The sequence below is a fragment of the Streptomyces sp. NPDC030838 genome (assembly GCF_055572035.1).
The window spans coordinates 518,188-539,605 of the sequence record NZ_JBVIED010000001.1; the positions used below are offsets into that span (position 1 = coordinate 518,188).

Below are 21,418 nucleotides of genomic sequence, written 5' to 3' on the forward strand. Positions count from 1 at the left end.
GCTGGCGGGGAGCCGCAACAGAAGGAGTACGTGTGCTGGTCCTGCTGCCGCCCTCGGAGGGAAAGGCCTCATCCGGCCCGGGCGCCCCGCTGAAGCTGGAGTCGCTGTCGCTGCCCGCGCTGACCGAGGCCCGTGAGGCCGTCCTCGGCGAGCTGGTCGAGCTGTGCGCGGGCGACGAGGACAAGGCACGCGAGGTGCTGGGGCTGAGCGAGGGCCTGCGTGGGGAGGTCACGAAGAACGCGGAGCTGCGTACGGCGGGGGCGCGTCCCGCCGGGGAGATCTACACCGGTGTGCTCTACGACGCTCTGGACCTGGCCTCGCTGGAGACCACCGCGCAGCAGCGTGCCGCGCGCTCGCTGCTGGTGTTCTCGGGGCTGTGGGGCGCGGTCCGGGTGACGGACCGGATCCCGTCGTACCGCTGCTCCATGGGCGTGAAGCTGCCGGGGCTCGGCGCGCTGGGCGCGTACTGGCGTACGCCGATGGCCGCCGCGTTGCCCGAGGCGGCCGGGGACGGCCTGGTGCTGGACCTGCGGTCGGCGGCGTACGCGACGGCGTGGAAGCCGAAGGGCGAGGTGGCCGGGCGGACGGCGACCGTACGGGTGCTGCACGCGCCGACCCGGAAGGTCGTCAGCCACTTCAACAAGGCGACCAAGGGGCGGATGGTGCGCAGTCTGCTGACCGCCGGGGCGGAGCCCTCGGGGCCCGCGGAGCTGGTCGAGGCGCTGCGGGATCTCGGGTACGAGGTGGAGGCGCAGGCTCCGGCGAAGGCGGGGCAGGCGTGGGCGCTGGATGTGCTGGTGGAGGAGATTCACTGACAGTCGTTGCACGATGTGCAACGACCTTTGCGCAGCGCGCTTCGGCGCGGGCAGGATGAGGGCATGGTCATGCCCTCCGCCCCGTCTGTGCTCGATCTCGCGCCCGTCGTTCCCGTCGTGGTCGTCGCCGACCCCGCCGACGCCGTACCGCTGGCCCGTGCCCTGGTCGCCGGCGGGCTGCCCGCGATCGAGGTGACGCTGCGGACGCCGGGCGCGCTGGACGCGATCCGGGCGATCGCCGGCGAGGTGCCGGAGGCGGTGGTCGGGGCGGGGACCGTGATCACGCCCGGGCAGGTGGCGGAGTCCGTGGCGGCCGGGGCCCGGTTCCTGGTCAGCCCCGGCTGGACGGACGTACTGCTGGAGGCGATGCGCGGGTCCGGGGTGCAGTTCCTGCCGGGGGTGTCGACCGCCTCGGAGGTGGTGGCGCTGCTGGAGCGCGGTGTGCGGGAGATGAAGTTCTTCCCGGCCGAGGCGGCGGGCGGTACGGCCTATCTGCGGTCGCTGGCCGGGCCGTTGCCGCAGGCGCGGTTCTGCCCGACCGGCGGGATCGGGCCGGACTCCGCGCCCGGGTATCTGGCGCTGCCCAACGTCGGGTGCGTCGGCGGGAGCTGGATGCTGCCCGCGGACGCGGTGGCGGGGCGGGACTGGGCGCGGATCGAGCGGCTGGCCCGGGAGGCGGCCGGGCTCGGCGCGGACGCGGGCGGCGCGGATGCGGTCAGCGCGGACGCGCTCAGCGCAGGTGCGAGGTGTCGTTGAGCAGGCGGACGCTGGGGTTGCCGTCGGCGTAGTAGGCCACCACCGACAGGGAGGCCGCCGACAGTTCCATGCGGAACAGGGACTCCGCCGGGGCGCCCAGGGCGAGCCGGACCAGCGTCTTGATCGGGGTCACATGGGTGACCAGCAGGACCGTGCGGCCCGCGTACGCCGCGATCAGCTTGTCGCGGGTGGCGGCGATCCGGGTGGCGGTCGCCGCGAAGCTCTCGCCGCCGCCGGTCGGTTCGGCGTCCGGGGAGGCCAGCCAGGCGGCCAGGTCGTCCGGGTGGCGCTCGTGCACCTCGGCGAAGGTCAGCCCCTCCCACGCGCCGAAGTCCGTCTCGCGCAGCCCGTCGTCGATGCCGACCTCCAGGCCGAGGCGGGCGGCGACGATCCCGGCGGTCTCCCGGGTGCGGGCCAGCGGGGACGACACGATCGCCTGGATCGTGCCGCGCCGCGCCAGCGCCGCCGCGACCCGCTCGGCCTGCTCGCGGCCGACGGCGGAGAGGGACGGGTCGCTGCCGCCGCTGCCGGAGAAGCGCTTCTGCGGGGTGAGCGGTGTCTCGCCGTGCCGCAGCAGGACGAAGGTGGCCGGCGCGCCGAGGTCCGGGGCGGAGCCCCAGCCGACGGAGGGAGTGGCGACGGTGCGGGCGGCGCGCAGGTCGGCGTCGGCCTTGGCCGTGCGCTCGGCGGCGGGTGCGGCAACCGGTTCGGCAGGGGAGGCGGCGACCGGTTCGGCGGGTGAGGCGGCGACCGGTTCGGCGGGTGAGGCGGCGACCGGTTCGGCGGGTGAGGCGGCGACCGGTTCGGCGGCGGGCTCGGCAGCCGGTTCAACGGCAGGTGGGATGGGGGAAGCCCCTCGGTCCATCGCCTCGTTCGCCAAGCGGTCCGCGTGCTTGTTCTGTTCGCGCGGGATCCACTCGTAGGTGACCTGCTCGGGCGGGAAGACCCGGGACGCCTCCATGGCGAGCGGCTTCATGTCGGGGTGCTTGATCTTCCAGCGGCCGGACATCTGCTCGACGACCAGCTTGGAGTCCATCCGGACGTGCACCCGAGCGGTGGAGTCGAGTTCGCGCGCGGCGCGGAGCCCGGCGAGCAGCCCCCGGTACTCGGCGACGTTGTTCGTCACCGTGCCCAGGAACTCCGCCCGCTCCGCCAGGGTCTCCCCCGTCGCCGCGTCGATGACGACGGCACCGTAGCCCGCGGGCCCCGGGTTGCCCCGTGACCCGCCGTCGGCCTCGACGATGAACTCCCGCACCGCGTGAACCCCTACAGCCCCGACTCGGCCGTGCGCACCAGGATGCGGCGGCAGTTCTCGCACCGCACCACGGTGTCCGGCGCGGCCTTGCGGATCTCGTTCAGCTCGGTGATGGCCAGCTCCTGGCGGCAGCCCTGGCAGGTGCGCGCGTACAGCTTGGCCGCGCCGATGCCGCCCTGCTGCCCGCGCAGCTTGTCGTAGAGCTTCAGCAGGTCGGCGGGGACGGAGGCGGCGACGACCTCGCGCTCCTTGGTGACGCTCGCCGCCTCGCCGTCGATCTCCTCGAACGCGGCGTCCCGGCGCCCGGTGGCGTCGTCGATCTTCGACTGCACGGAGGCGACCCGCTCGGTCAGCTCGGCGACCCGCGCCTGCGCGGACTCCCGGCGCTCCATGACCTCCAGGACGATGTCCTCCAGGTCGCCCTGGCGGCGGGCGAGCGAGGCGATCTCGCGCTGGAGGTTCTCCAGGTCCTTCGGCGAGGTGATCGCGCCGGAGTCCAGCCGCTGCTGGTCGCGGGCGGCCCGCTGGCGCACCTGGTCGACGTCCTGCTCCGCCTTGGTCTGCTCGCGGGCGCAGTCGCTCTCCTCGGTCTGCGCGGCCACCAGCAGGTCGCGCAGCTGCGTGAGGTCCTTGGTCAGCGACTCGATCTCGGCGTGCTCGGGCAGCGACTTCCGCTTGTGCGCGAGCTGCTGGAGGCGGACGTCGAGGGCCTGGACGTCGAGGAGTCGGATCTGGTCGGCGGGCGCGGCGTTCAGTTGGGGGCTCCTGCAGTTGATGTGGTGGACGCCGCGTGGGCGGTCCAGGGGTCGGTGACCGTCTTCGAGACATGGACCCGAAGGCCCCATCCGTTGCGGTCGGAGATCTCGTCGAGCTGGCTCGCGGCCAGCTCGCACCAGGGCCACTCGGTGGCCCAGTGCGCCGCGTCGAGCAGCGCGAGGGGGCTCTGGGCGACCGCTTCCGACGCCGGGTGGTGGCGCAGGTCCGCGGTGAGGAAGGCGTCCACGCCGGCCGCCCGGACGTGGTCGAAGAGGCTGTCGCCGGAGCCGCCGCTGACGGCGATCGTGCGGACGGTGGCCTCCGGGTCGCCGGCCACGCGGATGCCCTGCGCGGTGGCGGGCAGCCGTTCGGCGGCGCGGGCGGCCAGCTCGCGGACGGTCAGCGGATGGTCCAGTTCGCAGATCCGGCCGAGGCCGCGGCGGCCGTCGGGGTCGCTGGGGTCCGGCACCAGGGGCCGTACGACGCGCAGGTCCAGCGCGCCCGCCAGGGCGTCCGAGACGCCGGGGTCGGCGGTGTCGGCGTTGGTGTGGGCGACGTGCAGCGCGATGTCGTTCTTGATCAGGGTGTGCACGACCCGGCCCTTGAAGGTGGACGCCGCGACCGTCGTCGTCCCGCGGAGATAGAGCGGGTGGTGGGTGACCAGCAGGTCGGCGCCGAGCTTCACCGCCTCGTCGACGATCTCCTGGACGGGGTCGACGGCGAACAGGACCCGGGTGACCTCCTGGTCGGGGTCGCCCACGACCGTACCGACCGCGTCCCAGGACTCGGCCCGCTCGGCGGGCCACAGGTTCTCCAGCGCGGTGATGACTTCAGACAGACGGGGCACGGGAGACAGGCTACCTGCCTGCTCCGCGGGCCTGAACCGGTACGTGTGCCGTCTGGGCCCCCGCGCCTCGTGGAGCACATGGGCCCCCGTTCCCTCAGGTGAATCGCCCGGCGGCCACCCGTATGTGTGAAGCGGCGGTCGGCCGGTCCTCCGTCTGTGCGTACGAAAACTAGCTTCGTCGCTGGAGGTGACCGAACGATGACGGCCTGTGCGATCGAGCCCACGGCGGGAGACCGGGACGGCGACCGGAACGGCTTCTCCCCGCGGCCGGGCTGCGTGATCACGGTGGACGGCGGCTACGCCGCGCGTCTCGCCCGCAGCGGCGACTCCTGGTTCCCGGAGCGCTGGACCCTGGACGGCCCCGAGCCCTACGCCGTGCCGCTGCCCGGCAACCAGCCGGAGGAGCCCGGCACCGAGGTGCAGCCGATGGGCGACGGGCGCGTCCTCATCCGCCGCCGCATCGACGGCCGGCACGCCTTCTCCCTGCTCTACCCGACCGGTCCGGGCACCGGCGAGCTGCCGCTGGGCGCGGTCGAGTGCGGCGACGCCGAGCTGCGACTGCTGCCGCCCGCGCCGGGCGGCGACCGCGCGTACGCCCTCGCCGTCGGCCCGCGCTCCAGCGCGGTGTGGCTGGTGGCGGGGGGCGCCTTCGGGCCGGAGCACGCGGCCGAGATCCCGGGGCGCTGCTCGGGCGGGGTGTGGCTGGACCGGGCCGGGCGGATGCTCGCGCTGGACCGGGAACTGGACGGCCGGACGAAATCCGTCGTGGTCGACCTGGAGTGCGGTGGCGAGGTGTCGCCGCTGCTCCAGATCGCCGCCGACAGCGACGACCGGCTGCTGCTCGCCGACCCCGACAGCGGGCTGCTGCTGATCCGCTCCGACGCGCCCTCGCCCGGTCACGCCCGGCTCGGCTGGGGGGTGCTCGGCAGCACCCTGCCGGTGCGGTTCCCGGAGTGCCTGCGCGGGTCGGCGGATTGCGCGGTGACGCCGTTCGCCATCCAGCCGGGGCAGGTGCTGACACCGGAGAGCTGCGGGGTGGCGCTGCGGATCGACGGTCCGGCGGGGAGCTGGATCGGGGTGTGGCGCCCGGCGGAACGGCGGGTCCACCAACTGCCCGCACCGCAGGGCTGGCTGGTCGGGGCCGGGCTGTGGACCCGGGACGGGATCCTCCGGCTGCCGTACGCCACGGAGGGGACGCCCTGCGGGGTGGCGGAACTGGCGGCGCCTGCGCGGGAGATGGGGGGCACCGGTGGGGGCATCGGTGGCGCGGGGGGCGCCGAGAGGCCCGGGGGCGCCGATGGCCCTGGGGGCACGGGAGGCGCAGGGATCACAGAGACTTCAGGGATCGCCAAGGCCACGAGCGGCACAAGGACCACGAGAGCTACGGGGGCTACGGGGGCTACGGGGGCTACGGGGGCTACGGGGGACACAAGCCCGGAGGATCCGGTCCGGGACGGCACGGCTTCGCCCTCGGGGAAGCCGTCGGAACCGGGTCCTCCGGAGCCGGTCGCGCCGCGGCCCGTGCCGTTGCAGCAAGCGCCGTTGGGGAAGGCCGCGTTGGGGCATCTTGTAACGAAGTAGTGGCGGTTGGCGTGGCCGCCTGGATTCGGCCCGAGGTGTGCCGGTTAAACTCCCCCGGCTGTAAAAGATCATGTTGACGGGGTGAATTCTTCCGATGAGCGACGCCAGCACGTCCCAGCCGCTGTCCGCCGACCGCGCCGAGGCACCCGGCCACGGCAAGCACCGCGGTCCGGTCTCGGCGCACGACACCGAGTCGGCCCCCCGCGGCCGGCACCGCAAGCCGGTGGAGCAGCAGACCGAGACGGCGGCCTGACGGTACGTCAATCGGCACGGCAACCGGCCCCGTCCACCTCGCGGTGGGCGGGGCCTTGTCGTGCGCGGCGGGGCCTTGTCGTGCGCGAAGGAAGCGAAGGTAGCGGAGGAAACGGAGAGGACCTGGCTACTCCCGCCGCAGGCCCAGCACCTCCGCCGCCGCGAACGTCTCCCCCGGCGGTCGTCCCGCGTAGTGCGGAGTGAGCAGGGCGTCCAGCTCGTCGTAGGTGAAGGTGTCCTGCTTGCTGTCGAACTTCGCCTGAACGCACGGCCGTTCGACGATCGCCACCATGCCGCCGTGGACGACGAGCAGCTGGCCGCTGACGCGGGCGGCGGCCGGCGAGGCGAGGTAGCCGACGAGTGGGGCGACATGCTCGGGGGCCAGCGGGTCGAGACCGGTGTCGGGCGGGGTCAGGCCCGCGAAGACGTCCTCGGTCATCCGGGTGCGGGCGCGCGGGCAGATGGCGTTGGCGGTCACGCCGTACTTGGCGAGGGCGAGGGCCGTGGACGTGGTCAGCCCGACGATTCCGCCTTTCGCGGCGGCGTAGTTGGGCTGTCCGGCGGAGCCCGCGAGGAACGCCTCCGAGGAGGTGTTCACGATCCGCCCGTACACCGGCCCACCCCGTGCCTTGGCCCGCTCCCGCCAGTGCGCGGCGGCGAACCGGGTGGTGTTGAAGTGGCCCTTGAGGTGGACCCGGATCACCGCGTCCCATTCGTCCTCCGTCATGGAGAACACCATGCGGTCGCGCAGGATGCCGGCGTTGTTGACGAGGACGTCCAGCTTGCCGAACGCCTCGATCGCCGCGCCGACGAGAGCGCGGGCCTGGTCGAAGTCGGCGACGTCCCCGGTGTGGGCGAGGGCGGTGCCGCCGCGCGCCCGGATCTGGGCGGCCGTCTCCTCGGCGGGCCCGGCGGACGCCTCTCCCGAACCGTCCCGGCCCGGCTGTCCGTAGTCGTTGACGACGACCGCCGCGCCCAGCCGGGCCAGCTCCAGTGCCTCGGCCCGGCCGAGCCCGCGCCCGGCGCCGGTGACGATCGCGGACAGTCCCTCCAGTGGCAGTGACATACCGGTCCTTCGGGTGGGGTCAGATCTCGATGCAGGTGCGCAGGGCCGTGCCGGTGCGCATCTGGTCCAGCGCCTCGTTGATCTCCGCGAGCGGCACCCGGTGGGTGATCAGTCCGGCCAGGTCGATCCGGCCGGCGCGCCAGAGGGCGATGGTCCGCTCGTAGGAGCGCAGCACATCTCCGCCGCCGTACATCGACGGCAGGATCCGCTTCTCGTCGAAGAACAGCTCGAACATGTTGAGCTGGAGGAAGTCGTCCATGGCGCCCGCGCCCACCACGACGAGGGTGCCGCCGCGCCGGGTGGCCTCGTACGCCGTCCGGGCGGTGGCGGACCTGCCGACGACCTCGAAGACGTAGTCGAACCCCTCGCCGCCGGTCACGGACTGCTTGGCGTCGGCCAGTTCCTCCGGTGGCACCGCGCGAGTGGCGCCGAACTTCAGCGCGGCCTCGCGGCGCCCGGCGACCGGGTCGACGGCGACGATCTCGGCCGCGCCCCTCAGTCGCGCCCCCTGGATCGCGGCGACGCCGACGCCTCCGCAGCCGATGACGGCGACGGACGAACCGGCCTCCACGTCAGCGGTGTTGAGCGCGGCTCCGAGTCCGGTCGTCACGCCGCAGCCGATCAGCGCGGCGATGTCGTAGGGCACGTCGTCCGGGACCGGCACCGCGCACCCGGCGTCCACGACGACCTCCTCGGCGAAGGTCCCGGTACCGGCGAAGCCGAAGACGTCACCGCCCGGGCGCCTGAAGTTGGGGGTGCCGGCGTTCATGAAGCCGGCCAGGCACAGCTCGGTCTGCCCGCGTTTGCAGGCGGGGCAGGCTCCGCAGGCGGGCAGCCAGCACACGACGACCCGGTCCCCCGGACTGAGCCCGGTGACGCCCTCCCCCACCTCGACGATCTCCCCCGCGCCCTCGTGTCCGGGCACGAACGGCGCCGGCTGCGGCAGGACACCGCTCATCGCCGACAGATCGGAGTGGCACAGCCCCGTGGCCCGCACCCGGATCCTCACCCTGCCGGGCCCGAAGCCCACCGCCTCGACGTCGTCGAGGACCTCCAGCTTCTCCTGGCCGATCTCGTGCAGTACGGCTGCGCGCATGGTGCGGCTCCCCTCGAAGGCGCTGTGAATCGACGGCTCGGTGGCTCACGCGTAGTGGACGCTGGTGTCGGCGAGGACCGGCGCGTCGTCCCGCTCGACGGCACCGACGCTCACCCGGATCTCCCCCTCCCCGCGCCACATCCGCACGCGCAGGGTCTCCCCGGGGTAGACGACCCCGGCGAAGCGTGTGGTGTAGCCGCGCACCCGCGTCACGTCCCCGCCGAGCAGCGTGTCCACGACGGCCTTGAGGGTGATGCCGTAGGTGCACAGCCCGTGCAGGATGGGCCGGTCGAAACCGGCCCGCTTGGCGAACTCCGGGTCGGCGTGCAGCGGGTTCCAGTCGCCGGAGAGGCGGTAGATCAGCGCCTGGTCCTCGCGGACGGGCCGCTCGACGGTCCGGTCGGGCGGTCCCGCGGGCGGCTCGCGCCGGGTGGCCGGGCCCCGGTCTCCGCCCCAGCCGCCCTCCCCCCGTACGTAGATCTGCGCGTCGTTGGTCCACAGCGGGCCCTCGGCGTCCGCGACCTCGGTGCGCATGACCAGGACGGCCGCCTTGCCCTTGTCGTACACGGCCGCGATACGGCCGGTGGCGGTCGCGGTGCCCTCGGCCGGGAGGGGCCGGTGCAGGGTCAGCGACTGGCCGCCGTGCAGGACGCGGGCGAGGTCGACCTCGACGCCGGGCATGGACAGGCTGCTGATCACTCCCGGGGAGCCGGCGCCCGCGACGGTGGCGAAGCTCGGCAGGACGTGCAGCCGGGACTCCAGGGTGTACCGCAGCTCGTCGGGGTCGGTGGCGGGGCGGCCCGCGCCGATGCCGAGGTGGTAGAGCAGGACGTCCTTCGGGGTCCAGGAGATCTCGCCGGTCCGGGGTTCGGCGGCGAGCGCCTTGGCTGCGTCGATGGGCATGGGGCTCCTGACGATGTAAGAAACCCCGGTGCGACCGTCCGCACCGTCGGCCGCACCGAGGTCGTCCTGAAGCCGTGGAACCCGCCCTTCTAGAACGCGTTCCAGTACGGCGATCCTCTGTATAGCCCACCTCCCCGGAGTTGTGAATACACCCGACGGCGCCTGCCTGACGGAACGTCAGTTCTGCAACCGCCCCGCCCACAGGGGCACTTACAGGGGGGCAGTTCACCCACCCAAGATCGCTCGGCGCACAATGACCCGTATGCCGATAAAGAACGAACCGCAGCCGACCACCGTCGACGACGCCCCCTTCGTCAGCCGCACCCTGGCCCGCGCCTTCGACGACGACCCGATGATGCGCTGGTTCTTCCCCGACGACGCCACCCGCGAGGCGGGCCTGGCCCGGTACTTCACCACGCTCCTCACCCGGCAGTACGCACAGCACGGCGTCTGTGAGCACACCGGGGCCGCGGCCGCGTTCTGGGTTCCGCCGGAGGGGCAGGAGAAGGCCGTCCCCGACGCGACGACCATCCAGCAGCTCCAGGAGATCCTCGGCGACCGCGCCCCGCTGTTCCGGGACGCCGTCGAGGCCGCCGCCCAGCACAGCCCGCAGGAACCGCACTGGTACCTGGCGGTGATCGGCGCCGACCCCGCCGCGCGGGGCCAGGGCCACGGCGCCGCACTGCTGCGCTCGGGACTGGCCCAGGCCGACGCGGCCGGGCTGCCCGTCTACCTCGAGTCCTCCAAGCCGTCCAACCTTCCCTTCTACGAGCACTTCGGCTTCACCGTGCGTGCGGAGCTGCGGCTGCCGGGCGACGGGCCGGCGCTGTGGGCGATGCGGAGGGAACCGCACCGCCCGGCCGGCGCCTGACGGGGGGGCTAGTCCGCGAGCCTGGTCACCTCCGCGGACTCGTACTCCGTGCCCTTCGGCGCGAGGCACACGAACCAGTCGACCGGGGAGCCCTCGGCGCGCAGGATGAACCTCTGGTTGGCGGGTACCTCCGTGTCCCCGGGGGCTCGGTCGACGACGCTGCTGGTGCCGTCCTTCCATGTGCAGGTGACCTGGCCGGCGGCCCTGGTGACCTGGCCGACGACCAGGCGGTGCGGGCCGTCGGAGCCGGGCTCCAGGGGAACCGCGGCCGTCTGGAGGTCGCGCGGCGAGCCGTCGCCCTCCGCGAAGGCCGACCACATGACTCGGGACTCGGCGTCGCCGACCGTGCGGTGGACGAAGTACCAGCTGCTGCCGACCATCTGGTAGGCGTGGCGGGTCTCCTCGGGCATCTCCCCGTACTCGGCCATCGCCTGCAGCTGGGCCCGGGCCTCCAGCTCGTCGCGCGGCGCCGGCCACACGTCGAGGACGACCGACCACTCCTTGCCCCCGTCACTCCCGGTGGCGAGCGTGGTCCGCTGCGGGGCGAGCACGTCCGGGCTCGCGGACTGCGACCAGCCGGCCGGCGGCGCGACCCGGTCGCCGCCCCCGCCCGGCAGCCCTGCGACCGCCAGCGTCGCCGACGAGCCGCTGATCACCAGCGCCGTGGCCGCCGCCACCGCCCAGCGGCGGGCTCTGCGGCGGCGTCCGCCCCGGATCACCGACTGGTAGGGGGCTATACCGATCTCGACCTCGTCCGCGGCCTCGGCCAGCAGGAAGGCGATGTCCGTGTGCGACGTGTGGCCCATCTCGTGGTCGGTCTCCCGGTTCGCGCCCATCACTTCCGCCCTCCCTGCGTCACCATCTCGGCCAGTCCCGGTATGGCGCGGAGTTTCGCGATCCCCTTCGCCGCGTTGCTCTTCACCGCGCCCACCGAACAGCCCATCGCCTCCGCCGCCTGTGTCTCCGTCAGGTCCTCCCAGTACCGCAGCACCACCGCCTCCCGCTGCCGCGGGGGCAGCTGGGCCAGCGCCTTCAGCAGCGCGTTGCGGTCGTCCGCCTGGGAGATCCGGTCACCGGTGTCCGGCACCTCGTGCGCGAGGCCCGAGTCGTCCTTCGGTGCCAGGAACTCCCGTAGACGTCTGCGGTGTTTGCGTGCGTGCGCGTTGATCATCACGCGCCGTACATACGCCTCCGGCTCATCGGCCGAGCCGACCTTGCGCCAGGCCACGTAGACCTGCTCGAGCGTCGACTGGACCAGGTCCTCCGCGGCGTGCTGCTCCCCCGTGAGGAGAAATGCCGTACGCATCAGCCGCGGCCAGCGACCGATGACGAAGCCCTGGAACTCCTCGTCCCGGGCCTGCTTCCGATCCCCCATGGGCACCTCCTAGACACACAAAGGAGTCCATGGGCCACCGAAACCGTTGCCCCGTCGATCAGGCTTTCTCAACCGGCGGTCCGGCCCGGCCAGGCGCCGCGACGTCAGACCCCCGCCGCCACCCTCCGCAACACCCGCATCGACCCCGCCACCGACACCTCCGCGAACGCCCCCGACTCCAGGGCCCGCAGGTAGATCCGGTACGGCGCCTGGCCGGTGAACTCGTCCTTCGGGTCGGGGAAGACGTCGTGGATGACGAGGAGGCCGCCCTCGGTGACGTGCGGGGCCCAGCCCTCGTAGTCGGCGGTGGCGTGTTCGTCGGTGTGGCCGCCGTCGATGAAGACCAGGGCGAGCGGGGTCCGCCAGACCGCCGCGACCTGCGGGGAGCGGCCGACCAGGGCGATGACGTGGTCCTCCAGGCCCGCCTTGTGCAGGGTGCGGCGGAAGGTCGGCAGGGTGTCCATCAGGCCCAGCTCGGAGTCGACCGTCTCGGGGTCGTGGTAGTCCCAGCCGGGCTGCTGCTCCTCGCTGCCCCGGTGGTGGTCGACGGTGAGGGCGGTGACCCCGGCCTGGCGGGCCGCGTCGGCGAGGAGGATCGTGGAGCGGCCGCAGTATGTACCGACCTCGAGGAGGGGGAGTCCGAGCCGCCCGGCCTCGACCGCCGCCGCGTACAGGGCCAGGCCTTCGTCCGTGGGCATGAAGCCCTTCGCGGCCTCGAAAGCGGCGAGGATCTCGGGCTTGGGGGCCGCGGTCATGACGGGGGCCTTCCGGTCGTACGGGTGAGTATGGGCGGCCCATCCTGCCGTACCCACTGGCGACGGGCGGCAGGGGGTACGGCCAGGGGATACGGCGGGGGTGGATCAGGGTGCGTCGGAGATGTCCAGCTTGCTCACCTTGATGCGGGAGGTGTCGTACTCCCAGACGACGTAGAACTTGCCGGGGGCGTACTCGTCGGCCATCGCGTACGTGTCCCAGCCCGCGCCCGTGCCGGCCGGGGTCGGGTCCAGGTCGGCGGTGCCGTTGGCGAAGAACTTGCCCGCGCTCCAGGCCGCGCCGGGGCGCTTGGTCTTGTAGTTCAGGACGTCGCGGTTCGTGGCGGTGTTGTGGATGGACAGGTACTGGCCGTTGCTGTCCTTGGTGAACTGGACCTTGACGTCGTGGCTCGGCAGGTTGGCGTCGAGCGTGAAGGGCGTCCAGGTCAGACCGCCGTCGGAGCTCGTGGCCGTCGCCGCGCGGGTCTGGGTCTTTCCGCTCCGGGCGACCATGACCAGCTTGTTCGGGTCGTCCTGCGAGACGGCGATCTGGGGTTCGCCGCCGTCGAGGTTGTTCGGGTCCGGTACGACGCCACCCGCCGTCCAGGTCTTCAGATCCGAGGAGATCAGCACCCCGTTCTCCCGGCCCGATGCCCAGAACGGCATGACGTGCTTGCCGTTGGCCAGCCGGACCGGGCGGCCGGCGATGATGAGGTTCCGGAATCCCTCGTCGGCGGTGGTGTCCGGGTTGTCGACCGGCAGGGTGGCGGGGTAGTCCTGCCAGGTGTGCCCCTCGTCGGTGCTGCGCTTGACGACGGCACCCGTGATGTCGAGGCCGTTGGTCGCCGTGGGCTTGCTCCAGCCGAGGTAGGCGAAGAGTTCGGTGCCCGACTGGTAGAGGACGACGTAGTGCCAGGCGCGCTGGTCGGTCTCCTGGGCCAGGGTCAGCGGGCGGCTCCAGTTCGCGCCGCCGTCGGTGGTGTACTTGTACCGGACGTACCCCATGTCGACCTTGCCCGGCGTCAGGCCCTCCCGCCAGACCACGACCGCGTTGTTCGCGCTCGTGCTGATGATGTCGGGGGTGCGGGGGCCGTCGCCCTCGGTCGTCGTGTTGACGTAGACGCTCTTCTCCGCCGAGGTGCCCTCGGCGGAGGCCGGGCCGGGCAGCAGAAGGCCGGTCAGGACGGCGAGGACGAGCGCGGTCGGGAGTGCGGTCCAGGCCCGCTTGCGGGTCACCACAGCCATTGCTGGTCCGCGTTGGTGTTGCAGCCCCACTGGATGGCCTCCGTGCCGACGGTCGTGCTGGTGTTGGGAATGGCGAGACACAGGCCGGTCCTGGCGTTCCTCAGCCGGCCGTCCTCGTCCTGGATCCAGACCTGCTCGTCGCCCTGTTCGCTGCCGCACGGCCACTGGATGGCTTCGACGCCGGGCGTCGTACTCCCGCCGGGGATGGCAAGGCACTGGCCGCTCGCCTTGTTGACCACGTGGTGGCCGCCGCCGGTCATGGGCTGGAGCGACCAGTAGTTGCTGTTGCTGTTGCTGCACGACCACTGGATCATCACGGTGCCGCTGGTCGTGCTGGAGCCCGGGTTGGCCAGACAGAAGCCGGTCCCCATGTTGTGCAGACGGGCGTAGACCGCGGCTTCGGCGGCCTCGGCCGTCGAAGCCTGGCCGGTCAGTGACGAGCCCGTCAGGACGGGCGCGCCCACGAGGGCGGCGGCCGCCAGAACGGCGGCCGCCTTTCTTCTCAGGTTCATGACAGAGAAAATTCCTTCGTCACTTCAACGGCCGGGTGTCACCAGGACCACCGCTGGTCGAAGTTCTCGTTGCAGGTCCACTGGATGACCTTGGTGCCGTTGGCCGTGCTGGAGTTGGGGACCGCCAGGCACAGGTCGCTGTTGGCGTTGCGCAGCCGGCCCCAGCTGTCCTTGATGAAGACCTGCTCGGACTTGCGGGAGTCGCAGGGCCACTGGACGGCCTGCGTGCCGGCGTTGGGGATCGCGATGCAGTCCAGGCTGTTCCCGCCAGTAGGTGAGCCTGTCCTCCGCAGGCACGTCCGCGCACCGGATCACCGTCCCGATCACCCCCGCCCCACCCGCCCCTGAGTCCCCGTCGGACACGTACGGCGATCTCCGCTCACACGGCGATCACAGGGACGGATGGTGCGCCGGTGAACCCTTCTCGTCGTGAACGCCGGGTGGATGAGAGGAGAAGGGATCTCCTTGGATCGCTCAAGGCGTGGAGAGCGATCCGCCCGGCAGCGAGAGGTCCATGTCGACCGCGCGGTCGTCGCCCGCGTGGGCCGCGGACGAGGCGTGCGGTCCGTGACCCGTGGCCCTCGCCGCCAGGAGGTACGAGCCCTGCGCGGGGACGGCGAGGCTGTAACTGCCGTCCTCCGCCGAGAGGGTGGCTCCCGCCTGGCGGCCTCGATGGTCGATGAGCGTGACCTTGGCACGGGCGACCGGCGTGCCGTCGGCATCCAGGACCCGGCCGCGGAAGCCGCGCAGGGCCTCGGTCGCGTGCTCCAGGTTCGCGTCCTCCTCGCTGCTCACCCGCAGCCGCGGCCGGCCCGAGGGGCGCCGGCCGGGCAGGAACAGGGCCGGCAGCAGGCCGACGGCGACCGCGGCGGTGGCGATGAGGAAGGACACGCGGAAGCCGTGCATCGTGGGGATCTCGACGCCGCCGACCTCGTTCGCCGTGTTCGCCAGCACCATGCCGATGACAGCGCTCGACACCGACGTACCGATGGACCGCATGAGTGTGTTGAGGCCGTTCGCCGCGCCCGTCTCGGAGGCCGGGACCGCGCCGACGATGAGCGCCGGGAGCGAGGAGTACGCGAGGCCGATGCCCGCGCCGAGGACGACCGACGTGACGACGGTCTGCCAGGCGGCGTCCATCAGGCCGAGGCCGCCGCCGTAGCCGAGGGCGATGACGAGCAGGCCGATGATCAGGGTCACCTTGGGGCCGTACTTCGCCGACAGGCGGGCGTAGACCGGCGCGGTGAACATCATCGTCAGGCCGAGCGGAGCCACGCACAGGCCAGCGACGACCATCGACTGGCCGAGGCCGTAGCCGGTCTCGGAGGGCAGCTGGAGGAGCTGGGGCAGGACGAGGGAGACGACGTAGAAGGAGACACCGACCATGATCGACGCGAGGTTGGTGAGCAGCACCTCGCGGCGGGCGGTGGTGCGCAGGTCGACCAGGGGCGCGGCGACCCGCAGCTCCATCAGGCCCCACAGCACGAGCACCACGACCGACGCGGCGAACAGGCCCAGCGTCGTGGCGGATGACCAGCCCCAGTCGCTGCCCTTGGTGACCGGCAGGAGCAGCAGCACCAGTCCGGCGGAGAGGCCGAGGGCGCCGGGCAGGTCGAAGGAGCCGGGCGCGCGGGCGGGGGACTCCGGTACGACGAGCAGGACCAGGGCGATGGCCAGGGCGCCGAGGCCCGCGGCGCCGTAGAAGAGGGCGTGCCAGTCGGTGTGCTGGGCGACCAGGGCCGCCGCGGGCAGCGCGAGGCCGCCGCCGACGCCGATCGAGGAGCTCATCAGGGCCATCGCGGAGCCGAGCCGTTCGCGCGGCAGCATGTCGCGCATCAGGCCGATGCCGAGAGGGATGGCGCCCATCGCGAAGCCCTGGAGGGTGCGGCCGGCGATCATCGGCAGCAGGGCGCTGGTGAACGCGCTGATCAGCGCGCCGACGACCATCACGGCGAGGCTGGTGACCAGCATGCGCCGCTTGCCGTAGAGGTCGCCGAGCCGGCCCATGATCGGGGTGGCCACGGCTCCGGAGAGGAGCGTGGAGGTGAGCACCCAGGTGGCGTTGCCGGGGTCGGTGTCCAGCAGCTGCGGCAGGTCCTTGATCACCGGGACGAGCAGGGTCTGCATCACCGCGACCACGATGCCCGCGAAGGCGAGGACGGGGACCACGGCCCCGTGGGCTGTCCGGGCGGGCTGGTCGGTCGTCGTGCGTGTCATGTGCAGCATGAACTCGGTGTGCCAGGGCAACTATTCCGATGCCCTTCGAACTCCGTCGGAGTGATGCCCGAAAGTTTCGTCCATCCGGCGTGACTCTCCAGCTCTCCAGGCGCCCCAACTTCCCCTCCTGCGCACCCTGTTGACGCCTACCCCGTCCGCCCGTACGGTCTGCGCATCCAATCGGAAACCCGCACGAAACTTTCGGGAGATCAGTCATGCGCACAAGCACGTCCTCCCGTGCCCGAAGGGCACTCGTCCCCCTCCTCACGGGCCTGCTCGCCGCGGCCGGCCTCGGCCTGAGCGCCGGCACCGCCGAGGCGGCGAGCACGCTGGGCGCGGCCGCCGCCGAGAAAGGCCGCTACTTCGGCACCGCCGTCGCGGCGAACCACCTGGGCGAAGCGCCGTACGTCTCGACGCTCGACACCGAGTTCAACTCGGTCACGCCGGAGAACGAGATGAAGTGGGACGCCCTGGAGCCCAGCCGCGGCTCGTTCAACTTCGCCACCGCGGACCGGATCGTCAGCCACGCCCAGAGCCGGGGCATGACGGTCCGCGGCCACACCCTGGTCTGGCACTCCCAGTTGCCCAGCTGGGTCGGCAGCCTGGGCGCCACCGACCTCAGAGCGGCGATGAACAACCACATCAACCAGGTCATGGGCCACTACAAGGGCAAGATCCACTCCTGGGACGTGGTGAACGAGGCCTTCCAGGACGGCACCAGCGGCGCCCGCCGCAGCTCGCCCTTCCAGGACAAGCTCGGCAACGGTTTCATCGAGGAGGCGTTCCGCACCGCCCGCGCGGCCGACCCCGCCGCCAAGCTCTGCTACAACGACTACAACACAGACGGCGTCAACGCGAAGAGCAATGCCGTCTACAACATGGTCCGCGACTTCAAGGCCCGCGGCGTGCCCATCGACTGCGTGGGCTTCCAGTCCCACTTCAACAGCGCCTCCCCGGTCCCCGCCGACTACCAGGCGAACCTCCAGCGCTTCGCCGACCTCGGCGTCGAGGTCCAGATCACCGAGCTGGACATCGAGGGCTCCGGCACCGCCCAGGCCACCAGCTACGGCAACGTCGTCAAGGCCTGCCTCGCCGTCACCCGCTGCACCGGCATCACCGTCTGGGGCATCACCGACAAGTACTCGTGGCGGGCGAGCGGCACCCCGCTCCTGTTCGACTCCAACTACAACAAGAAGCCCGCGTACACCGCCGTGCTCTCGGCGCTCGGCGGTTCGTCGGGCACCCCCGGCACCCCGGGCGGCGCCACCTGCACCGCCACCTACAGCAAGCAGGAGGAGTGGAGCGACCGCTTCAACGGCAAGGTGACGATCACCGCGGGCAGCGCGCCGATCACCAGCTGGACGACGACGGTCACCATCACCTCGCCGCAGAAGATCTCCGCGACCTGGAACGGCTCGCCCACCTGGGACAGCAGCGGCAACGTCATGACGATGCGGCCCAACGGCAACGGCAGCCTGGCCGCCGGTACCTCGACCAGCTTCGGCTTCACCGTCATGAAGAACGGCAGCTCGGCGGCGCCGGTGATCGGCGGCTGTACAGCCTCCTGACCCGCGAGGAAGCCGTGCTCTCCCGGTCGTACGACCTCTCCCCGGGTCGTACGACCGAGTCGTCATGGGACGAAATGCCGATGACGGGACCGTGCGTCGTTGAGACCATGGCAGTCATGCTCCGAGCCGCGGAAACCGTCACCCGCACCTCCCGTCGCACCGCGCCGCCCGCCACCTGGCTGGTGGTGGCGCTCGCCTGTGCCGGACAGTTCCTGGTCGTGCTCGACGTGTCCGTCGTCAATGTGGCGCTGCCGTCGATGCGGTCCGACCTGGGGCTGAGCGGTCCGGGACTGCAGTGGGTGGTGAACGCGTACGCGATCGCCTTCGCCGGGTTCATGCTGCTCGGCGGGCGGGCCGGTGACCTGTACGGCCGCAAGCGGATGTTCCTGGTCGGGCTCGCGCTGTTCACCCTGGCCTCGCTGGGCGGCGGGCTCGCGCAGGAGGGCTGGCAGCTGCTGGCCGCGCGGGCCGCGCAGGGCCTCGGCGCGGCCGTGCTGGCCCCCTCCACGCTCACCATCCTCACCGCCGCCGTCCCGGAGGGCGCCGCGCGGGCCCGGGCCATCGCCACCTGGACCGCGGTCGGCGCGGGCGGCGGCGCGGCGGGCGGGCTCGTCGGCGGGGTGCTCGTCGACGGGCTGTCCTGGCGCTGGGTGCTGCTGATCAACGTCCCGATCGGCGCCGTCGTCCTCGCGGCGGCCCTGCGCCGGCTCCCCGAGAGCCGCGCCGGGGACGGCCGCCGCCTGGACCTGCCGGGCGCGGTGCTGGTCACGGCCGGGCTGGGCTCGCTGGCATACGGCATCTCGCAGACGGAGGTGACGGGCTGGACGGCCGGAGCCACCCTGGTCCCGCTGCTCGCCGGTCTGCTGCTGATCGGCCTGTTCCTGCTGGTGGAGGCGCGTACGGCGGCGCCGCTGATGCCGCTGCGGCTGCTCGGGCTGCGGCCGGTGTCGTCGGCGAACGCGGCGATGTTCCTCAGCGGCTCCGCGATGTTCTGCATGTGGTTCTTCATGACGCTGTACGCGCAGAACGTGCTCGGCTACACGCCTCTGGAGGCCGGTCTCGCCCTGGTGCCCAGCTCGCTCGCGGTGATCGTCGGCTCCAAGGTCGCCCCGCGCCTGATGCGCGGCCTGGGCGCGCGCCGGGTCGCCGTGCTCGGGACGCTGGTCGCCGCGACCGGGTTCGGCTGGCAGTCGACGATGAGCGCCGACGGCGCGTATCTGACCGGGATCATGCTCCCGGGCATCCTGATGATGCTCGGCGCCGGCCTCGCCGCGACCCCGCTCGCCTCTCTCGCCACCTCGGGCGCGGAGCCCGGCGACGCCGGACTGGTCTCCGGCATGATCAACACCTCCCGCGTGATGGGCGGCTCGCTGGGCCTCGCCGTGATGTCGACGATCGCGGCGGCACGGACCGGGGAGAGCGAGGGGGCCGTACCGCTCACGGAGGGGTACGCGCTGGCGTTCCGGGTGTCGGCGGGTGTGTTGGCGGTGGGGGCTGTGGTGATGGCGGTGTGGCTGCCGAGGAGCCCCGACACGAATCCGGTCCCCGCACGCAGCCGATGATCTTCCCCACCCGCCCGCTAGGGTGGCCCCCGTGTCGTACGCAGGTCCGGAATTCGATCCTCCCCCCGTCCGTCGCCCGCGCCGCAGGCTGATCGCCGTGGTGGGGGGCGCGCTGGTGGTCGGGGCGCTGGCCGGGTGGCTGGTGGTGCGGGGCGCCGGGGGATCGGGCGGAGAAGGCACGGAGGCTTCGAGGACGGCGGCCACATCGTCGTCGCCCGCCCCGTCCACTCCCTCCTCCTCTGCCTCCCCCTCCGCCTCCGCCTCCGCCGACGAGAAGCCGGGCTCCGCGCCCACGACCACGTCCCCCTCCGGCCCGCTCAAGGGCAAGGTCGTCGTCATCGACCCCGGGCACAATCCCGGCAATTTCCAGCACACCACCGAAATCAATCGGACGGTGGACATCGGGACGGGCCGGAAGGAATGCGACACCACCGGGACCTCCACCAACGCCGGGTACACCGAGGCGCAGTTCACGCTGGACGTCGCACACCGGCTGCGCGCGCTGCTGGAGCGGCAGGGCGCGACGGTGAAGCTGACGCAGGACGCCGACCGGCCGTACGGACCCTGTATCGACGAGCGGGCGCGCATCGGCAACGACGCGGACGCGGACGCCGTGGTGTCGATCCACGCCGACGGGTCGGGATCCGGGAACCGTGGGTTCCATGTGATCCTGCCGGGCGAGGTGCGGGCGGGAGCCGCCGACACCCGTGCCATCGTGGGGCCTTCGCGCGAACTCGGTGAGCGCGTCGCGGGCAACTTCGTGCGCGCGACGGGCAGTGCGCCCTCCAACTACGTGGGCGACGGCACCGGACTCGTCACGCGTAAGGACCTCGGCGGTCTCAATCTGTCAACGGTTCCCAAGGTGTTCATCGAGTGCGGCAACATGCGCGATAGCAAGGACGCGGCGTTGCTGACCAGTGGCGCCTGGCGGCAGAAGGCGGCGCGAGGGATCTCTGACGGAATCGTGAGTTTCCTGCGCGGGTAGTGATCAGCGCGCTGATCCCGGCGGACAGCCCCGACGGGCGGACGATAGGGTCGTCCGTACGATGAGGGGCCACCCCCGCGCTTCACACCGGGCCTGACGGCGACATGGTGACAGCGACGCCTCTACCGACGACGAGACGACTGACGAAGGACCTGAAGTGAATATCCGCTCCCTCACTAGAGGCGACGGCGTGGTGATCGGAGCAGCGGTATTGCTGTTCATCGCGTCGTTCCTCGATCTCTACTCGATCGACGGGGTTCCCGACGACTACGACCTCCCGAACCTCTGGGGGAGCGGACCGGTCGTTCTCGGTGTCGTGCTCGCCGGTGTGATCGGCGCCGCGCTCGTCGTCGTCTCCCGGGGGCTGCCGCAGCCGCGGAAGATCGCGGGCCTCGACCTCGCCCAGTTCGGCGTCGCCTTCACGGTGTTCGCCGCCTGGAGCACGCTCGGCAACATGTTCGACGTGAACGGCGGCATCGACAACATCGGCAGCGGCTCGGACGACGGCGCCCCGAGCCCCGGCATCGGCCTGATCCTCGCGCTCATCGCGACCCTGCTCATGGCCGCCGCCGCGATCGCCACCCCGCTGGTCCCCGCCCTCAAGGCCGCCCTCGTCGGCGCCCCGCGTCCGGCCGCCCCGCAGCCGCCCTACGGCGGCCAGCCCCAGGGCGGTTACGGCTACCCGGGCGCCCAGCAGCAGCCCTTCGGCGGCCAGCCGCAGCCGGGTCCGCAGCAGCCGTCCTACGGCGGCCAGCCGCAGCAGCCCCAGCAGGCGCAGGCGCCGCAGCAGCCGGCGAGCGACTTCTCGCCGTTCTGGTTCGCGGTGCCGGTCCCCCGTCCGCTGTTCTCGGAGGACGGTTCACCGTCCCCGATCGCCGAACTCGCGCCGGGCACCTGGTACCTGGCCGTCGAGCAGCGCGGCGCCGCCCTGGTCGCCCAGACGCAGGACGGCCGCCGGGGCGTCCTGCAGGACACCAGCGGCATTCAGCGCGGCTGAGCCACCG

At 72.4% G+C, this 21,418-nt stretch carries 22 protein-coding genes; 9 read left to right on the forward strand and 13 right to left on the reverse strand.

Going from position 1 to position 21,418, the window contains the following annotated elements; translation table 11 throughout:
* Positions 1–32 precede the first annotated feature (32 nt).
* Together yaaA and eda are read left to right on the forward strand one after the other, a co-directional pair.
* Positions 33–815: a peroxide stress protein YaaA gene (yaaA, locus tag ACZ42A_RS02275; protein ID WP_468525230.1), complete on the forward strand. Its 783-nt coding sequence runs from the start codon at positions 33–35 to the stop codon at positions 813–815.
* A 69-nt stretch (positions 816–884) separates the two neighbouring features.
* Entirely contained in the window at positions 885–1,571 is a 687-nt protein-coding gene (gene eda, locus ACZ42A_RS02280; RefSeq protein ID WP_468526112.1) for a bifunctional 4-hydroxy-2-oxoglutarate aldolase/2-dehydro-3-deoxy-phosphogluconate aldolase, read from the forward strand.
* Here the strand turns inward: eda and ACZ42A_RS02285 are convergent.
* Genes ACZ42A_RS02285 through ACZ42A_RS02295 form a run of 3 tightly spaced genes read right to left on the reverse strand, consistent with a single transcriptional unit; the run spans position 1,546 to position 4,429 of the window.
* On the reverse strand, positions 1,546–2,826 hold the full coding sequence (locus ACZ42A_RS02285) for a bifunctional RNase H/acid phosphatase (RefSeq protein WP_468525231.1): 1,281 nt from the start codon (positions 2,824–2,826) through the stop codon (positions 1,546–1,548). The genes eda and ACZ42A_RS02285 overlap by 26 nt on opposite strands.
* An 11-nt stretch (positions 2,827–2,837) precedes the next feature.
* Positions 2,838–3,581 (reverse strand): zinc ribbon domain-containing protein, encoded by a 744-nt coding sequence (locus ACZ42A_RS02290; protein ID WP_468526113.1) that lies wholly within the window; start codon positions 3,579–3,581, stop codon positions 2,838–2,840.
* A complete protein-coding gene (locus ACZ42A_RS02295; protein WP_468525232.1) occupies positions 3,578–4,429 on the reverse strand; it encodes a Nif3-like dinuclear metal center hexameric protein in 852 nt (283 codons plus the stop codon). The genes ACZ42A_RS02290 and ACZ42A_RS02295 overlap by 4 nt, the downstream gene beginning before the upstream one ends.
* A 198-nt stretch (positions 4,430–4,627) precedes the next feature.
* Between ACZ42A_RS02295 and ACZ42A_RS02300 the strand changes: the two genes are divergently transcribed.
* Together ACZ42A_RS02300 and ACZ42A_RS02305 are read left to right on the forward strand one after the other, a co-directional pair.
* Positions 4,628–6,010 (forward strand): hypothetical protein, encoded by a 1,383-nt coding sequence (locus ACZ42A_RS02300; protein ID WP_468525233.1) that lies wholly within the window; start codon positions 4,628–4,630, stop codon positions 6,008–6,010.
* Between the two features lie 94 nt (positions 6,011–6,104).
* Positions 6,105–6,263, forward strand: a complete 159-nt coding sequence (locus ACZ42A_RS02305; RefSeq protein WP_468525234.1) for a hypothetical protein — start codon at positions 6,105–6,107, stop codon at positions 6,261–6,263.
* 126 nt (positions 6,264–6,389) lie between these two features.
* Here ACZ42A_RS02305 and ACZ42A_RS02310 read toward each other — a convergent pair whose 3' ends face one another.
* The 3 genes from ACZ42A_RS02310 to ACZ42A_RS02320 are packed head-to-tail and all read right to left on the reverse strand — an operon-like array spanning position 6,390 to position 9,327.
* Complete coding sequence (locus tag ACZ42A_RS02310) at positions 6,390–7,328, reverse strand: 3-oxoacyl-ACP reductase (protein ID WP_468525235.1); 939 nt, start codon at positions 7,326–7,328, stop codon at positions 6,390–6,392.
* 19 nt (positions 7,329–7,347) lie between these two features.
* The gene (locus ACZ42A_RS02315) at positions 7,348–8,424 is read right to left on the reverse strand and encodes a Zn-dependent alcohol dehydrogenase (RefSeq protein WP_468525236.1); all 1,077 of its coding nucleotides are present in this window, start codon (positions 8,422–8,424) and stop codon (positions 7,348–7,350) included.
* Between the two features lie 45 nt (positions 8,425–8,469).
* Positions 8,470–9,327, reverse strand: a complete 858-nt coding sequence (locus ACZ42A_RS02320) for a MaoC/PaaZ C-terminal domain-containing protein (RefSeq protein WP_468525237.1) — start codon at positions 9,325–9,327, stop codon at positions 8,470–8,472.
* Positions 9,328–9,580: 253 nt separating this feature from the next.
* Between ACZ42A_RS02320 and ACZ42A_RS02325 the strand changes: the two genes are divergently transcribed.
* A complete protein-coding gene (locus ACZ42A_RS02325; protein ID WP_468525238.1) occupies positions 9,581–10,198 on the forward strand; it encodes a GNAT family N-acetyltransferase in 618 nt (205 codons plus the stop codon).
* A gap of 8 nt (positions 10,199–10,206) precedes the next feature.
* Here the strand turns inward: ACZ42A_RS02325 and ACZ42A_RS02330 are convergent, their stop codons facing one another.
* From ACZ42A_RS02330 to ACZ42A_RS02360, 7 genes are all read right to left on the reverse strand, one after another.
* Positions 10,207–11,034: a hypothetical protein gene (locus ACZ42A_RS02330; protein ID WP_468525239.1), complete on the reverse strand. Its 828-nt coding sequence runs from the start codon at positions 11,032–11,034 to the stop codon at positions 10,207–10,209.
* On the reverse strand, positions 11,034–11,573 hold the full coding sequence (locus tag ACZ42A_RS02335; protein WP_468525240.1) for a SigE family RNA polymerase sigma factor: 540 nt from the start codon (positions 11,571–11,573) through the stop codon (positions 11,034–11,036). The genes ACZ42A_RS02330 and ACZ42A_RS02335 overlap by 1 nt, the downstream gene beginning before the upstream one ends.
* A 104-nt stretch (positions 11,574–11,677) precedes the next feature.
* Positions 11,678–12,328: a class I SAM-dependent methyltransferase gene (locus tag ACZ42A_RS02340; RefSeq protein WP_468525241.1), complete on the reverse strand. Its 651-nt coding sequence runs from the start codon at positions 12,326–12,328 to the stop codon at positions 11,678–11,680.
* Positions 12,329–12,433: 105 nt separating this feature from the next.
* Positions 12,434–13,570, reverse strand: a complete 1,137-nt coding sequence (locus ACZ42A_RS02345) for a sialidase family protein (RefSeq protein WP_468525242.1) — start codon at positions 13,568–13,570, stop codon at positions 12,434–12,436.
* Positions 13,558–14,082: an RICIN domain-containing protein gene (locus tag ACZ42A_RS02350; protein ID WP_468525243.1), complete on the reverse strand. Its 525-nt coding sequence runs from the start codon at positions 14,080–14,082 to the stop codon at positions 13,558–13,560. Before ACZ42A_RS02350 ends, ACZ42A_RS02345 begins: the two co-directional genes overlap by 13 nt.
* A 38-nt stretch (positions 14,083–14,120) precedes the next feature.
* A complete protein-coding gene (locus ACZ42A_RS02355) occupies positions 14,121–14,375 on the reverse strand; it encodes an RICIN domain-containing protein (protein WP_468526114.1) in 255 nt (84 codons plus the stop codon).
* Between the two features lie 181 nt (positions 14,376–14,556).
* Positions 14,557–16,299, reverse strand: coding sequence for an MFS transporter (locus ACZ42A_RS02360; protein WP_468525244.1), 1,743 nt, complete (start codon positions 16,297–16,299; stop codon positions 14,557–14,559).
* 215 nt (positions 16,300–16,514) lie between these two features.
* Between ACZ42A_RS02360 and ACZ42A_RS02365 the strand changes: the two genes are divergently transcribed.
* The 4 genes from ACZ42A_RS02365 to ACZ42A_RS02380 all read left to right on the forward strand — a co-directional run bounded on the left by ACZ42A_RS02365 (position 16,515) and on the right by ACZ42A_RS02380 (position 21,411).
* Positions 16,515–17,867 (forward strand): glycoside hydrolase family 10 protein, encoded by a 1,353-nt coding sequence (locus tag ACZ42A_RS02365; protein WP_468525245.1) that lies wholly within the window; start codon positions 16,515–16,517, stop codon positions 17,865–17,867.
* Between the two features lie 116 nt (positions 17,868–17,983).
* Positions 17,984–19,429 (forward strand): MFS transporter, encoded by a 1,446-nt coding sequence (locus ACZ42A_RS02370; protein ID WP_468525246.1) that lies wholly within the window; start codon positions 17,984–17,986, stop codon positions 19,427–19,429.
* A 31-nt stretch (positions 19,430–19,460) separates the two neighbouring features.
* Positions 19,461–20,414, forward strand: coding sequence for an N-acetylmuramoyl-L-alanine amidase (locus ACZ42A_RS02375; protein WP_468525247.1), 954 nt, complete (start codon positions 19,461–19,463; stop codon positions 20,412–20,414).
* Between the two features lie 157 nt (positions 20,415–20,571).
* Positions 20,572–21,411 carry a DUF5336 domain-containing protein gene (locus tag ACZ42A_RS02380; RefSeq protein ID WP_468525248.1) on the forward strand — a complete coding sequence of 280 codons (840 nt, stop codon included), beginning with the start codon at positions 20,572–20,574 and terminating at the stop codon, positions 21,409–21,411.
* Positions 21,412–21,418 lie beyond the last annotated feature (7 nt).

What these genes read in the sequence shown, in the direction of transcription:
- eda (WP_468526112.1), top strand. Translation starts at nt 885, where the DNA reads ATGCCCTCCGCCCCGTCTGTGCTCGATCTCGCGCCCGTCGTTCCCGTC.
- ACZ42A_RS02300 (WP_468525233.1), top strand. Translation starts at nt 4,628, where the DNA reads ATGACGGCCTGTGCGATCGAGCCCACGGCGGGAGACCGGGACGGCGAC.
- ACZ42A_RS02305 (WP_468525234.1), top strand. Translation starts at nt 6,105, where the DNA reads ATGAGCGACGCCAGCACGTCCCAGCCGCTGTCCGCCGACCGCGCCGAG.
- ACZ42A_RS02310 (WP_468525235.1), bottom strand. Translation starts at nt 7,328, where the DNA reads ATGTCACTGCCACTGGAGGGACTGTCCGCGATCGTCACCGGCGCCGGG.
- ACZ42A_RS02315 (WP_468525236.1), bottom strand. Translation starts at nt 8,424, where the DNA reads ATGCGCGCAGCCGTACTGCACGAGATCGGCCAGGAGAAGCTGGAGGTC.
- ACZ42A_RS02320 (WP_468525237.1), bottom strand. Translation starts at nt 9,327, where the DNA reads ATGCCCATCGACGCAGCCAAGGCGCTCGCCGCCGAACCCCGGACCGGC.
- ACZ42A_RS02325 (WP_468525238.1), top strand. Translation starts at nt 9,581, where the DNA reads ATGACCCGTATGCCGATAAAGAACGAACCGCAGCCGACCACCGTCGAC.
- ACZ42A_RS02330 (WP_468525239.1), bottom strand. Translation starts at nt 11,034, where the DNA reads ATGGGCGCGAACCGGGAGACCGACCACGAGATGGGCCACACGTCGCAC.
- ACZ42A_RS02335 (WP_468525240.1), bottom strand. Translation starts at nt 11,573, where the DNA reads ATGGGGGATCGGAAGCAGGCCCGGGACGAGGAGTTCCAGGGCTTCGTC.
- ACZ42A_RS02340 (WP_468525241.1), bottom strand. Translation starts at nt 12,328, where the DNA reads ATGACCGCGGCCCCCAAGCCCGAGATCCTCGCCGCTTTCGAGGCCGCG.
- ACZ42A_RS02345 (WP_468525242.1), bottom strand. Translation starts at nt 13,570, where the DNA reads ATGGCTGTGGTGACCCGCAAGCGGGCCTGGACCGCACTCCCGACCGCG.
- ACZ42A_RS02350 (WP_468525243.1), bottom strand. Translation starts at nt 14,082, where the DNA reads ATGAACCTGAGAAGAAAGGCGGCCGCCGTTCTGGCGGCCGCCGCCCTC.
- ACZ42A_RS02360 (WP_468525244.1), bottom strand. Translation starts at nt 16,299, where the DNA reads ATGACACGCACGACGACCGACCAGCCCGCCCGGACAGCCCACGGGGCC.
- ACZ42A_RS02365 (WP_468525245.1), top strand. Translation starts at nt 16,515, where the DNA reads ATGCGCACAAGCACGTCCTCCCGTGCCCGAAGGGCACTCGTCCCCCTC.
- ACZ42A_RS02370 (WP_468525246.1), top strand. Translation starts at nt 17,984, where the DNA reads ATGCTCCGAGCCGCGGAAACCGTCACCCGCACCTCCCGTCGCACCGCG.